Source organism: Kribbella polygonati (genome assembly GCF_050320105.1).
Lineage (GTDB): Bacteria > Actinomycetota > Actinomycetes > Propionibacteriales > Kribbellaceae > Kribbella.
Genome location: NZ_CP190129.1, coordinates 3,241,871 through 3,253,323, shown reverse-complemented (window position 1 = coordinate 3,253,323; position 11,453 = coordinate 3,241,871). Strand labels below are relative to the sequence as shown.

The 11,453-nt window shown below is 70.5% G+C and carries 11 protein-coding genes; 10 read left to right on the top strand and 1 reads right to left on the bottom strand.

What is annotated here, in order from left to right:
• Positions 1–16: 16 nt before the first annotated feature.
• From ACQHIV_RS15480 to ACQHIV_RS15435, 10 genes are read left to right on the top strand one after another with little or no spacing between them, the layout of a single operon-like run.
• Positions 17–817, top strand: a complete 801-nt coding sequence (locus ACQHIV_RS15480) for a glucose-1-phosphate cytidylyltransferase (protein WP_427894884.1) — start codon at positions 17–19, stop codon at positions 815–817.
• Positions 781–1,467: a PIG-L deacetylase family protein gene (locus ACQHIV_RS15475; RefSeq protein WP_427894883.1), complete on the top strand. Its 687-nt coding sequence runs from the start codon at positions 781–783 to the stop codon at positions 1,465–1,467. Before ACQHIV_RS15480 ends, ACQHIV_RS15475 begins: the two co-directional genes overlap by 37 nt.
• Positions 1,461–2,582, top strand: a complete 1,122-nt coding sequence (locus ACQHIV_RS15470; RefSeq protein ID WP_427894881.1) for a class I SAM-dependent methyltransferase — start codon at positions 1,461–1,463, stop codon at positions 2,580–2,582. Before ACQHIV_RS15475 ends, ACQHIV_RS15470 begins: the two co-directional genes overlap by 7 nt.
• 2 nt (positions 2,583–2,584) lie before the next feature.
• Positions 2,585–3,289 (top strand): class I SAM-dependent methyltransferase, encoded by a 705-nt coding sequence (locus tag ACQHIV_RS15465; protein ID WP_427894879.1) that lies wholly within the window; start codon positions 2,585–2,587, stop codon positions 3,287–3,289.
• Between the two features lie 3 nt (positions 3,290–3,292).
• Positions 3,293–4,573 carry a hypothetical protein gene (locus tag ACQHIV_RS15460; RefSeq protein ID WP_427894877.1) on the top strand — a complete coding sequence of 427 codons (1,281 nt, stop codon included), beginning with the start codon at positions 3,293–3,295 and terminating at the stop codon, positions 4,571–4,573.
• Entirely contained in the window at positions 4,570–5,511 is a 942-nt protein-coding gene (locus tag ACQHIV_RS15455; protein WP_427894875.1) for a glycosyltransferase family 2 protein, read from the top strand. The genes ACQHIV_RS15460 and ACQHIV_RS15455 overlap by 4 nt, the downstream gene beginning before the upstream one ends.
• A 2-nt stretch (positions 5,512–5,513) precedes the next feature.
• Positions 5,514–6,767 (top strand): polysaccharide pyruvyl transferase family protein, encoded by a 1,254-nt coding sequence (locus tag ACQHIV_RS15450; RefSeq protein WP_427894873.1) that lies wholly within the window; start codon positions 5,514–5,516, stop codon positions 6,765–6,767.
• 2 nt (positions 6,768–6,769) lie between these two features.
• The gene (locus ACQHIV_RS15445) at positions 6,770–7,318 is read left to right on the top strand and encodes a dTDP-4-dehydrorhamnose 3,5-epimerase family protein (protein ID WP_427894871.1); all 549 of its coding nucleotides are present in this window, start codon (positions 6,770–6,772) and stop codon (positions 7,316–7,318) included.
• Positions 7,315–8,628, top strand: coding sequence for a glutamate-1-semialdehyde 2,1-aminomutase (locus tag ACQHIV_RS15440; RefSeq protein ID WP_427894869.1), 1,314 nt, complete (start codon positions 7,315–7,317; stop codon positions 8,626–8,628). Before ACQHIV_RS15445 ends, ACQHIV_RS15440 begins: the two co-directional genes overlap by 4 nt.
• Before the next feature lie 4 nt (positions 8,629–8,632).
• Complete coding sequence (locus tag ACQHIV_RS15435; protein ID WP_427894867.1) at positions 8,633–9,892, top strand: hypothetical protein; 1,260 nt, start codon at positions 8,633–8,635, stop codon at positions 9,890–9,892.
• Here ACQHIV_RS15435 and ACQHIV_RS15430 read toward each other — a convergent pair.
• The gene (locus ACQHIV_RS15430) at positions 9,881–11,422 is read right to left on the bottom strand and encodes a GMC oxidoreductase (protein WP_427894865.1); all 1,542 of its coding nucleotides are present in this window, start codon (positions 11,420–11,422) and stop codon (positions 9,881–9,883) included. The genes ACQHIV_RS15435 and ACQHIV_RS15430 overlap by 12 nt on opposite strands.
• Positions 11,423–11,453 lie beyond the last annotated feature (31 nt).

The window sequence follows — 11,453 nt, the reverse complement described above, 5'->3', positions numbered from 1 at the left end:
CACGAGGGGCAGCAGCATGAAGGTCGTGATCTTCTGTGGGGGGCACGGATTGCGGATGCGCAGCGGCGTGGACTCCGCACCGAAGCCGATGATGACGATCGGCGACCGGCCGGTCCTGTGGCACGTGATGCGGTACTACGCGCACTTCGGGCACACCGAGTTCATCCTGCCGCTGGGGTTCGGCGGGAGGTCGGTCAAGGAGTACTTCCTGCGCTACGAGGAGACCGTCTCCAACGATTTCGTGATGACCAAGGGCGGCGAGCAGATCGAGTTGCTCGAGTCCGACATCAGCGAGTGGAAGATCACCTTCGTCGACACCGGGATCGACACCAGCATCGGTGAGCGGCTGCGCCGGGTCCGCCCGTACCTGGAGGACGACGACGCGTTCCTGGCGAACTACGGGGACGTACTGACCGACGCGCCGATGGACAAGATCGTCGACCACGTGATGACCAGCGACATCACCGCGAGCCTGCTCGCGGTGCCGCCGCAGGCGTCGTTCCACGTGGTCGAGTTCGGCACCGACTCGCGGATCACCGGGCTGCGCTCGGCCGCGGACCTGAACGTCTGGATCAACGGCGGGTACTTCGTGCTGAAGAAGGAGATCTTCGACGTCCTGCACGAGGGCGAGGACCTGGTCGGGGACGCGTTCCCGCGGCTGGCCGCGATGAGCAAGCTGGAGGCGATCCCGCACCACGGGTTCTGGGCGCCGATGGACACGCTCAAGGAACGCAGCCAGCTCGAGGACCTGCACCGGTCGGGCAAGAAACCGTGGGCGTTGTGGAGCCACCAGACGTCGGCGACGGCGGCGGTCTGATGCTCCCGTTCCAGCTCGGCCTGATCGAGGGCCCGGTGCACCTGGTTGCCCTCGGCGCCCATCCCGACGACATCGAGATCGGCTGCGGCGGCACGCTGCTCAAGCTCGCGGAGTCGGTGCCGGAGCTGTCCGCCGAGTTCGTGATCGCGACCGGTACGCCGGTCCGCCTGGAGGAGGCGCGCCGGGCCGCGGAGCTGTTCCTGCCCGAGTGCGAGGTCACCGTCACGTCCGCGGAGCTTCCCGACGGCCGGCTCCCGGCGTACTGGAACCAGACCAAGGAGTTGCTGGAGGCAACGGCCCGTGGCAGCCGGCGCGCCGACCTCGTGCTCGCGCCGAGCCGGGCCGACGCGCACCAGGACCACCGGCTGATCGCGGAGCTGGCGCCGACGGTCTGGCGCGACCACCTGGTGCTGCACTACGAGATCCCGAAGTGGGACGGCGACTTCGGCCGGCCGTGGCTGTACGTCGAACTCACCGAGGAGCAGCTCCGCGACAAGATCGCCCTGCTGCACAAGGCGTATCCGTCGCAGGTCCCGCACGACTGGTTCGACGAAGAGGTGTTCGCCGGCCTGGCGCGCTTGCGGGGGATGGAGTGCCGGGCGCCGTACGCCGAGGCGTTCACGACGGCGAAGGCGACGCTGACATGGTGAGCTTCAGGTGTCGCGGATGCGCGGGGGAGAACGTCGTCCCCGTGGTCGATCTGGGTGCGCAGCCGTGCGCCGACTACTTCCCGGCCGCGGACACGCCGGGGCCCGATCCGCGGTGGCCGCTCGCGCTCTGGTTGTGCCGGGGGTGCACGCTCGTGCAGCTCGGGCCGGTCGAGCCGCAGCTGCCGGAGGAGCCGCTGGCCGTCGAGTCGGCGACCAGCCGGGCGCATGCGGAGGCTTCCGTCAAGGAGATCCTGAGCGATTACCCGGAACTGAGTGGTGGGGTGGTGTTCGAGTTCGGCAGTCCGCACGGGGGTTCGTGGCTCGAGCACCTGTACGCCGCCGGCTGCCGGTCGGCGGACGATGAGCGCGCCGACCTCGTGGTCGACGTCCACGGGATCGTGCACGAGCCGCGGTACGGCGAGATGCTGAAGCTGCGGGCGGACCGGCTCGCGCCGGGCGGGCTGCTGGTGATGGAGTTCCACCACCTGCTGCCGTTGTTCGTCGGCAACCAGTTCGACACGGTCCGGCACGGCCACTGGGTGTACATGTCGCTGCGGGCGCTGCGGAGCCTCGCCGCGCTGCACGGTCTCGCGGTTGAGTCGGTGCGCCAGGTCGACATGTACGGCGGCAGCCTGCTGGTGATGCTCCGGCACGGCGCGGACGCGCACCCGGACCCGTCGGTCGACGTCGTACTGGAGGACGAGGACGCGGCCGGCATCGCGGACGAGGTACAGCTCGGCACGTTGCAGGAGGCCGCCTGGCACGCCGCCGGCGCGCTGCACGTCGAGCTGGCCCGGCACCGGGCCGCGGGCCGGACGGTCCTCGGGTACGGCGCCCCGTCGAAGGCGCCGCTGCTGCTCGACCTGAGCAAGGTGACGACGGACCTGCTGCCGTTCACCGTCGACCTCGCGCCGGGCAAGCACGGCCGCCGGATCCCTGGCAGCGGCCTGGTCCCGATCCGCCCGATCGCCGAGCTCACGGCGGCCCGGCCGGACGTCGTACTGGTCCTCACCTGGGACATCGCCGACGAGATCATCACCCAGCTCGAGAACGGCGGCGGCTGGGGAGCGACGTACCTCATTCCACTTCCGGAACCCTACGAGAGGGGGCGTTGACGATGCGCCGAGTACTCCGGCGGCTACGAGACACCCTCCCGCAGCTGCCGGCGATGCACCGGCTGCGGTGGCGCGTCACGTCGCGGGAGAAGCTGTTCTCCCACGTCTACGAGACCGCCGGGTGGGCCAGCGGCGAGTCGGGCTCCGGTACCGGGTCCGAGCTCCGGGCGACCGTCGACATCCGCCAGAACCTGCCCGAGGTCCTGAACCGCCTCGAGGCGCAGTCGCTGCTGGACGCGCCGTGCGGTGACCTGAACTGGATGCGTGAGGTCGACCTTCCGGTGCAGGAGTACTACGGGGTCGACATCGTGCCGAGCGTGATCGCGGCGAACAAGCGGCAGTTCGGCGACGAGCAGCGGCAGTTCGCGGTCGCGGACCTGACCCGGGACGAACTGCCGAAGGCCGACGCGATCCTGTGCCGGGACTGCCTCGTGCACATGTCGTTCCAGGACGCGGCGCTGATCCTGGACAACTTCCGCAGCACCGGCGCGACCTGGCTGCTGACCAACACCTACCCGGAGGTCGAGTACAACCGGAACCAGTTCACCGGCCGGAACTGGCGGCGGCTGAACCTCGGCCGGCCACCGTTCGACTTCCCGGAACCGGTCGAGTCCTTCCCGGACGGCGGTGACGTCGACCCGAGCCGGATCGGCGTCTGGCCGCTCCAGGAACTCGCGCTGCCCGTCCCGCCCGAGACGAGGCGCTGACCCATGCGCGGGGTGTTCCGGCGGCTCACCTGGGGACTGGCGGACCAGGCCGTGACCAGCCTGGTCAGCTTCGTCGTGGGCATCGTCGTCGCCCGGTCGCTCGGCGCGCTCGAGTTCGGCGCGTTCAGCCTGGCCTGGGTGACGTACGGCGTGGTCGTGAACATCTCCCGTGGTCTCGCGACGGACCCGCTGGCGGTGCGCTTCAGCGGCGTCCAGCGTCCGGTCTGGCGGACCGCGGTGGCAGGCTCGTCCGGCACCGCGATCGTGGTCGGCGTCGTCACCGGTGCGATCTGCGCGGGTCTCGGCACGGCGATCGGCGGCCGGACCGGGTCCGCGTTCGTTGCCCTGGGCATCGTGCTGCCCGGGCTCATGCTGCAGGACAGCTGGCGGTTCGCGTTCTTCGCCTCCGGCCAGGGCAGCAAGGCGTTCGTCAGTGACCTCACCTGGGCACTCGGTCTGGTTCCGGCGTTGTACCTGGCGTCGCGGAGCCCGAGCGTCACCCGGTTCGTGGTGGCGTGGGGTTGCGCCGGGATCCTGGCCGCGCTGGTGAGCGGCGTACAGGCCGGCGTCGTGCCGAGGGTGCCGCAGGCGCGGCACTGGTTGACGGAGCACCGCGATCTCGGCCTGCGGTACCTGACCGAGAACCTGACCCAGAGCGGCGCCTACCAGTTGCGGATGTACGGTCTCGGCGCGTTCGCGGGAGTCGCCGCGGTCGGCACGGTCCGCGGTGCGGAGATGCTGCTGGGGCCGTTCTTCATCGTGCTGTCCGGCGTCGGCCTGGTGGCGGTGCCGGAGGCTGCGCGAGTCCTTCGCCGGTCGGCTCGCCGGCTGCATCTGTTCTGTCTCCTGCTGGGCGGCGCGCAGGCGGTCGCAGCGCTGGCGTGGGGTCTGCTGCTCCTGTTCGCGCTCCCGGACAAGTGGGGACACGCACTGCTGGGCGAGGTCTGGCTGACCTCCTCGGCATTGGTGCTGCCGGCAACGTTGGCGGTGGCGGGGGCCGGGTTCAACACCGGCGCGGCCGCCGGGCTCCGGGCCCTGGGGATCGCGCGGCGCAGTCTCAAGGCGCAGCTCTGCGCGTCGGCGTTCTACCTGGTCGGAGGCGTCACCGGCGGTGCCGTCGGCGGTGCCTTGGGCTCGGCCTGGGGAGCGGCGGCCGCGACGATGTCGAGCGCGTTCGTCTGGTGGTTCACGCTGCGCGTCGGGATCCGTGAGCGCGGGCAACAGGGATCCGAGCCGATCTCAGTACCGCAGCGGCCCCAAATAGAGGAAGTGAGAAGCGCATGAACGCGGTACCGCGGTTGACCGTCGGCCTTCCGGTCTACAACGGTGAGAAGTACCTGGCCGAGTCCCTGGACGCCCTGCTCGGGCAGAGCTACGGCGACTACCGGATGATCATCTCCGACAACGCGTCGACCGACGCCACCGAGGAGATCTGCCGGGAGTACCAGGCCAAGGACGGGCGGATCACGTACTTCCGCCAGCCCGTGAACATCGGCGCCACCCCGAACCACAACTGGTGCTTCGAGCAGTCGGACACCGAGTTGTTCAAGTGGGCGTCGTACGACGACCTGTACGGGCGGGACCTGCTGAAGCGTTGCGTCGAGGCGCTGGACGACGACCCGTACCTCGTCCTGGCACACGCCTACCAGGCGATCATCGACGGCGCGGGCGACATCGTGCTCGAGGTCGACTACCCGCTCGACACGGCGAATCCGCACGCGCCGGACCGGTTCCGCAGTCTGCTGTTCGACGTCGGCGGCGACGACTTCTACGGCGTGATGCGCTCGGACATCCTCCGCCGTACGCCGCTGAACGGCAGCTACCACCACTCCGACCGGACGATCATGGCCGAGCTGGCCCTGTACGGCCGGTTCGCGCAGGTGCCCGAGCTGCTGTTCTTCCGCCGCGACCACCCGGACCGCGCCGAGCGGGCCAAGCCGACGATCCGCTCCCGGTCGGCGAACATGGAGCCGCGGCGGGCGAGCCGGCTGCGCAACCCCACGGTCCGGCTGCTGGCCGAGTACGTGAACGGCTTCGTCGGTGGCATCCGCCGGGCGCCGCTGTCGGTCGCGGACCGGCGGGAGTGCTACCGGCACCTGATGAGCTGGCTGGCGAGCCGCGCGGTCGGTCGGTCGACGGGACGGATCGAGGACAACCTGCCGGCCGCACCGCCGGCCCGGATCCCGGAGAGCTCGGCGGTCGTTCGCGGCGAGGCGTCCTGACCATGAGTGTGACACCGCGGTCACCAAGGGTGGCGTTCTTCGGGCTGCTGGGGTCGGGCAACCTCGGCAACCACGGCTCGCTGGACGCGATGCTGGACTTCGTCCGGACCCGCCATCCGGAGGCGGAGCTGAGCTGTGTCTGCGCGGATCCGGTGGAGTTCGAGCGCCAGTACGGCATCCCGGCGGTGGCGATCACCTGGTACCAGCAGCACGGCCCGGGGGCTTCGTGGCTCGGCACCGTGGTCCGGAAGACGTTCGGCAAGGTCGCCGACGTCGTCCGGATGCCGCGACTGGTCCGCCACTACGACCTCGTGATCGTGCCGGGCATGGGCATTTTCGAGACCACGCTGGAGGTCCGCCCGTGGGGCTGGCCGTACGCGCTGTTCCTGATGGCGTTGTCGGCGCGGCTCGCCGGTGTGCGGACCGCCTTCGTCAGCGTCGGCGCGAACTACGCCCGCGAACGCACGCTGCGCCGGCTGTACGTCGGCGCCGCCCGGCTCGCGTCGTACCGCTCGTTCCGGGACGCCTACTCGCGCGACGCGATGCGGCAGATGGGCCTCGACACCGGTGCCGACGAGGTGTACCCGGATCTCGCCTTCGCGCTGTCGGAGCCCGGCGTACCCGAACGGCGGGAGCGGATCGTCGGCCTCGGCGTGATGGCGTACCGCGGGACCAACGCCGATCGGCACCAGGGGGAGCAGATCCTCGCCGAGTACACCGCGAAGATCATCGAGTTCGCCCGCTGGCTGGTGGACCAGGGCTACCGGATCCGCCTGATCGTCGGCGACCCGGCCGATCTCGTGGTGGTCGACGCGATCTGCGCCGACCTGCGCCGGACCCGACCGGACCTCGGCGAGAAGCGCGTGGTCAGCGAGCCGGCCGGGACTCTCGGGGAGCTGATGACGCAGCTGGCCGAGACCGACCTGGTCGTCGCGTCGAGGTACCACAACGTGCTGTCGGCGCTGAAGCTGTCGAAGCCGACGATCTCGATCAGCTACGGGACGAAGAGCGACGTCCTGGTCGAACAGATGCGGCTCGCCGAGTTCCGGCAGCCGATCCGGGGACTCGACGTCGGCCGGCTGATCGACCAGTTCCGGGCGCTCGAGGCGCGGGCGCCGTCGGTCGTGCCGGCCATGCGGGAGCGGAACGCCGAGTACCTGCGGGAGCTCGAGCGGCAGTACGACGTACTGTCAGCGGTGCTGTTCGACGGGACCCGGGCTGTGGGGGAACACGTCGTCGTGGAGCAGGGGGAGTAGCAATGGAAGTCATCGAGGTACCGGCGATCGCCGGAGCGCTGGTGTTCCGGCCGGCGCCGCACCGCGACGAGCGCGGGTTCTTCTCGCGGACGTTCGACCGGGACGTGGTGAAGACGGCCGGTCTCGACCCGGACGCGTTCGTGCAGGACAGCATCTCGCGCTCGCGGCGGGGCGTCGTTCGCGGCATGCACATCCGCTCCGGACTCGGCGAGGCGAAGTTGGTGCGCTGCTCGTACGGCGCGGTCTTCGACGTGATCGTGGACCTGCGGCGGGGCTCACCGACGTACCTCAACCGGGAGACCTTCGACCTGACCGGCGACAACCAGGTGACCGTGTACGTGCCGGCCGGTTGCGCGCACGGCTTCCAGGCGCTCACCGAACCGGCGGACGTGTCGTACCGCATCGACCGCGCGCACGACCCGTCCGAGGACGTCGCGATCCGGTTCGACGACCCGGAACTGGACATCCCGTGGCCGCTTCCGATCACGCTCATGTCCGAGCGCGACAAGGCCGCTCACTCACTCGCCCTGGCCACTGCGAGGCTGACATGAAGTCCTTCGAGAAGTCCGTTGCCGCGAACAAGCGACTGCACGACCTGATCCCCGGCGGCGCACACACCTACGCCAAGGGCGAGGACCAGTTCCCGCTGGAGATGGCACCGGTCATCGACCGCGGTCTGGGCGCGCACGTCTGGGACGTCGACGGCAACGAGTACGTCGAGTACGGCTCCGGCCTGCGCGCCGTCAGCCTCGGTCACCGGCACCCGAAGGTGCTCGAGGCGGTCCGGCGGGAGCTCGACCGCGGCAGCAACTTCGTCCGGCCGAGCATCGTCGAACTCGAGGCCGCCGAACGGTTCCTGACCTCGGTACCGACCGCCGAGATGGTGAAGTTCGCCAAGAACGGCTCGGACGCCACCACCGCCGCGGTCAAACTGGCCCGCGCGGTCACCGGCCGTCCGCTGGTCGCGCTGTGCTCGGACCACGCGTTCTTCTCGATCGACGACTGGTTCATCGCCCGGACCCCGATGTCGGCCGGTATCCCCGCCGAGTACGGCGACCTGACGGTCGGCTTCCCGTACGGCGACCTGGCCGCGACCGAGGAGCTGTTCCGGCAGTACGACGGCCGGATCGCCTGCCTGATCCTGGAGGCCGCGACCCAGCACGACCCGCCCGCGGGCTACCTGGAGGGCCTGCGCGACCTCGCCCACCGGTACGGCGCACTGCTGATCTTCGACGAGATGATCACCGGCTTCCGCTACTCCGAAGCCGGCGCACAGGGCCTGTACGGCGTGACGCCCGACCTCTCGACCTTCGGTAAGGCGCTCGGCAACGGCTTCGCGGTGTCGGCGCTGGCCGGCCGGCGTGAGTACATGGAGCGCGGTGGCCTGCGGGACAACCGCGAGCGGGTCTTCCTGCTGTCCACCACCCACGGCGCCGAGACGCACGCCCTGGCCGCGGCGATCGCCGTGATGGACGTGTACGCCGAGGAGGGCATCGCGGCCCGGCTGCACGAACGCGGCGAGCGGCTGACGGCCGGCGTACGCGAGGTCGCCGCGGCTGCGGGTGTTCAGGACCACGTGGTGGTGCGCGGCCGGCCGAGCAACCTGGTGTTCGCCACCCTGGACGAGCAGCTTCAACCGTCCCAGCCGTACCGGACGCTGTTCCTCCGCCAGCTCATTCTCGGCGGTGTGATCGGCCCGTCCTTCGTGGTCAGCAGTGCGCTCACCGATGCCGACATCGACCGTACCGTCGAGGTTGTCGCGCAGGCCTGCACGGTCTACCGCCAGGCGCTCGACGCGCAGGACGTGACGGCGTTCCTGCCTGGGCGGCCGGTGCAGCCGGTTTTTCGCAAGTACGCGTGAGACCGTGCGTCGTCAGATCCTGCGACGGCTGAGCTGGGGAGTCGCCGATCAGGCCGTGTCCAGCCTGGAGAACTTCCTGCTCGGCGTGTATGTCGCAAGGACGCTGGGTGCGGCGAGCCTCGGCGCACTCGGTGTCGCGTTCGTTGCGTACGGCATCGTCCTCAACGTGTCGCGTGCGCTGTCCACGGACGCGCTGATGGTCCGGTTCAGCGATGTTCCCCGACCGACTTGGCGCCAGGGGGTCGCGGCCTCGAGTGGTGTCGCGCTCCTGGTCGGGCTCGCCGGTGGCGTGGGCTGTGTCGCGATCGGGGCGGTCCTGCGGAGTGCGATGCCGGGCTCCGAGGTCGGGGCCGCCTTCATCGCACTGGCAGCCGGGCTTCCGGGGCTCACCCTGCAGGACAGTTGGCGTCAGGCGTTCTTTGCCGCGGGTGAAGGGGCCAAGGCCTTCGTCAACGACTCGGTGTGGACCGTGCTTCTGCTCGGTGCTCTGCTCGCCGGTGGGGTCGCCGGTGCCCACGGCGTCGCGTGGTCGCTGCTCGCGTTCGGCGGATCGGCGACGCTGTCCGCGTTGTTCGGCGTGGTCCAGGCCGGGATCGTGCCGCGGCTGCGGGCCGCGACCGGTTGGCTGCGCAGGCATCGCGATCTCGGTCCGCGTTTCCTGGTCGAGAACGTCGTACTCGCCTCGGTCGGGCAGGTCCGCGCCGTCGTGGTGGCCGCGACCGTCGGCCTGGTGGCGGTCGGTGCGATCAGGGGCGGCGAGATGCTGGTCGGGCCGGTGAGCGCACTGCTGATGGGGCTCGCGCAGGTCGCCGTACCGGAGGCGGCGCGCGCGGTCCGCCGCAGCGACCGGCATCTGCGGCGGTTCTGCCTCGGACTGAGCGGCGGGCTGGCCGTGGTGTCGTTCGCGTGGAGTCTGGTCGTCCTTGTCGTCTTCCCGTTCGGGCTCGGCAGGGTGCTGCTCGGGACCGTCTGGCCGCAAGCGCAGGTCCTCGTCCTCGGCATCACCGTGAGGAACCTTGCCGGTTGCCTGCAGGTCGGTCCGTCCGCCGGTCTGCGCGCCCTGGGCCGAGCCGACCGGACCATGCGGTGCCAGCTCGCCAACGCTCCGCTGGCCATCGTGTTCTGCGCCGCCGGAGCGCTTGCCTGGGGAGCGCAGGGCGCCGTCTGGGGGTCCGCACTCGCCGCGATCCTGGGCACCGGAATCTGGTGGCAGCAATTGACGAGTGCGCTCCGGCAGCACGTGCCCGAGGGATCAGCCGCCTGAACCGAGCACACCGCGCAGGTGGTCGGCGAGGCGGAGCGCGAGCGCGATGATCGTGAACGTCGGGTTGGACGCACCGTACGTCGGGAACACCGACGCCCCGGCGACGTAGAGGTTCTCCACGGAGTGCACCCGCCCGTCGCCGTCCACGACGCCCTTGCGTGGATCGGCGTGCATCCGCGTGGTCCCCATGTGGTGATGGTTGCCTTCGACAAGGGTCGCGGGGACGTCGTCGAGCAGCGTCTCGACGTACCCGAACCCGCCCGCCCGGAAGGCCGCGGCCAGGATGTCGACCGACGACCGGAGGGACTCGTGGTCGTCGGCCGACCGCCGCCAGGTCACCCGGGCGACCGGGATCCCGAGGTCGTCCCGGCGGGCACCGAGTGACACGCGGGACAGGCTGTTCGGCGCCTGCTCACCCATGGCACGGAGCATCAGCGTCCGTGGCCGCGACCTCACCTTGCCCAGTGCGAGGTCGGCGACATCGGGAAGTCCCGTGACGACGTTGCGTACGTGCGTACCGAAGCCGTCGATCCGGGGCCGCCTGCCGACGGCCTTGCGCAGGGTGGTCAGCGACCGGACCGCCGGCGTCGCGACCGCTGCCGGCCGCGGGACCAGCGAGAACGTGCAGTTCAGCAGATCCTTGTCCCGCTGGACGTTCTCGGCGATCCGGACCGCGCCCGTCGCGCCGTGCAGGTCGGCGAAGAATCTCGCGTCGTCGACCGTGTGCGCACCGGACAGTACGACGTGGCCGACCGGCATCGACAGCCGCTCGGCGAAGTAGCGTCCGACCAGGTCGTGCTCGTTGCCGATGCCCTTGCCCCCGTCGGCGGTCAGCAGCAGCCGGGCGTTCTCGATCCCGCCCGTCGCGAGTACGACGATCCTCGGCCGGACGACGAACCGGCTGCGGTCGTCGCGGACCACGGTGACCGCCGCGATGCGTCGGCCCGACGGGTCGGTGGTGATGTCGGCCACCCGGCTGCGCAGCTCGACCCGCACGTTGGCGGACCGCGCGAACGTCTGCAGCTCGTCGCGGAAGTCCGCCGAGCAGACCTGGAACAGTGCCGGCACGATCTCGTCGTCCCGGACCGGCGGCGCGGGCCGGCCGTCGGACATCGGATCCCCGTCGACCAGGTCGTACGGCGCCAGGCCGCAGTCCCGCTGGGCGCGCAGGTAGTACGGAATCAGGTGGTCGCGGTCGAACGGCCAGCCGTAGTCGGGGCGCCCGGGACGGGACTCGAAGTCGATCGGGTCCAGCGGCCGGGCGAGCCACCCGCCGTGCAGGACTCTCGGATGCCGCAGCGTGCCGCCGAAGGCTCGCACCCTCGACCGGTGCAGCTGGTGCAGTGGATAGCCGTCGGTCTCGCCCCTGCTCAGCCGTTGCACGCGGCGCTCGATGTCCTGACCACCGCTCTCCAGGACACAGATCCGGGCCCCGGTGCCGGCCAGCGTCCGCGCGACGCTGATCCCTGCGGGCCCGGCGCCGATGATGCAGAGATCGGTGACGATCTCCCCGGCCTGTGAATTCGGCACTGCGACACACCTCCGCTCCTCTCCCCAAAAG

Bases quoted from the DNA above. Each gene is read 5' to 3' on its own strand.
- ACQHIV_RS15480 (WP_427894884.1), top strand. From the start codon at position 17: ATGAAGGTCGTGATCTTCTGTGGGGGGCACGGATTGCGGATGCGCAGC.
- ACQHIV_RS15470 (WP_427894881.1), top strand. From the start codon at position 1,461: ATGGTGAGCTTCAGGTGTCGCGGATGCGCGGGGGAGAACGTCGTCCCC.
- ACQHIV_RS15465 (WP_427894879.1), top strand. From the start codon at position 2,585: ATGCGCCGAGTACTCCGGCGGCTACGAGACACCCTCCCGCAGCTGCCG.
- ACQHIV_RS15460 (WP_427894877.1), top strand. From the start codon at position 3,293: ATGCGCGGGGTGTTCCGGCGGCTCACCTGGGGACTGGCGGACCAGGCC.
- ACQHIV_RS15455 (WP_427894875.1), top strand. From the start codon at position 4,570: ATGAACGCGGTACCGCGGTTGACCGTCGGCCTTCCGGTCTACAACGGT.
- ACQHIV_RS15450 (WP_427894873.1), top strand. From the start codon at position 5,514: ATGAGTGTGACACCGCGGTCACCAAGGGTGGCGTTCTTCGGGCTGCTG.
- ACQHIV_RS15445 (WP_427894871.1), top strand. From the start codon at position 6,770: ATGGAAGTCATCGAGGTACCGGCGATCGCCGGAGCGCTGGTGTTCCGG.
- ACQHIV_RS15440 (WP_427894869.1), top strand. From the start codon at position 7,315: ATGAAGTCCTTCGAGAAGTCCGTTGCCGCGAACAAGCGACTGCACGAC.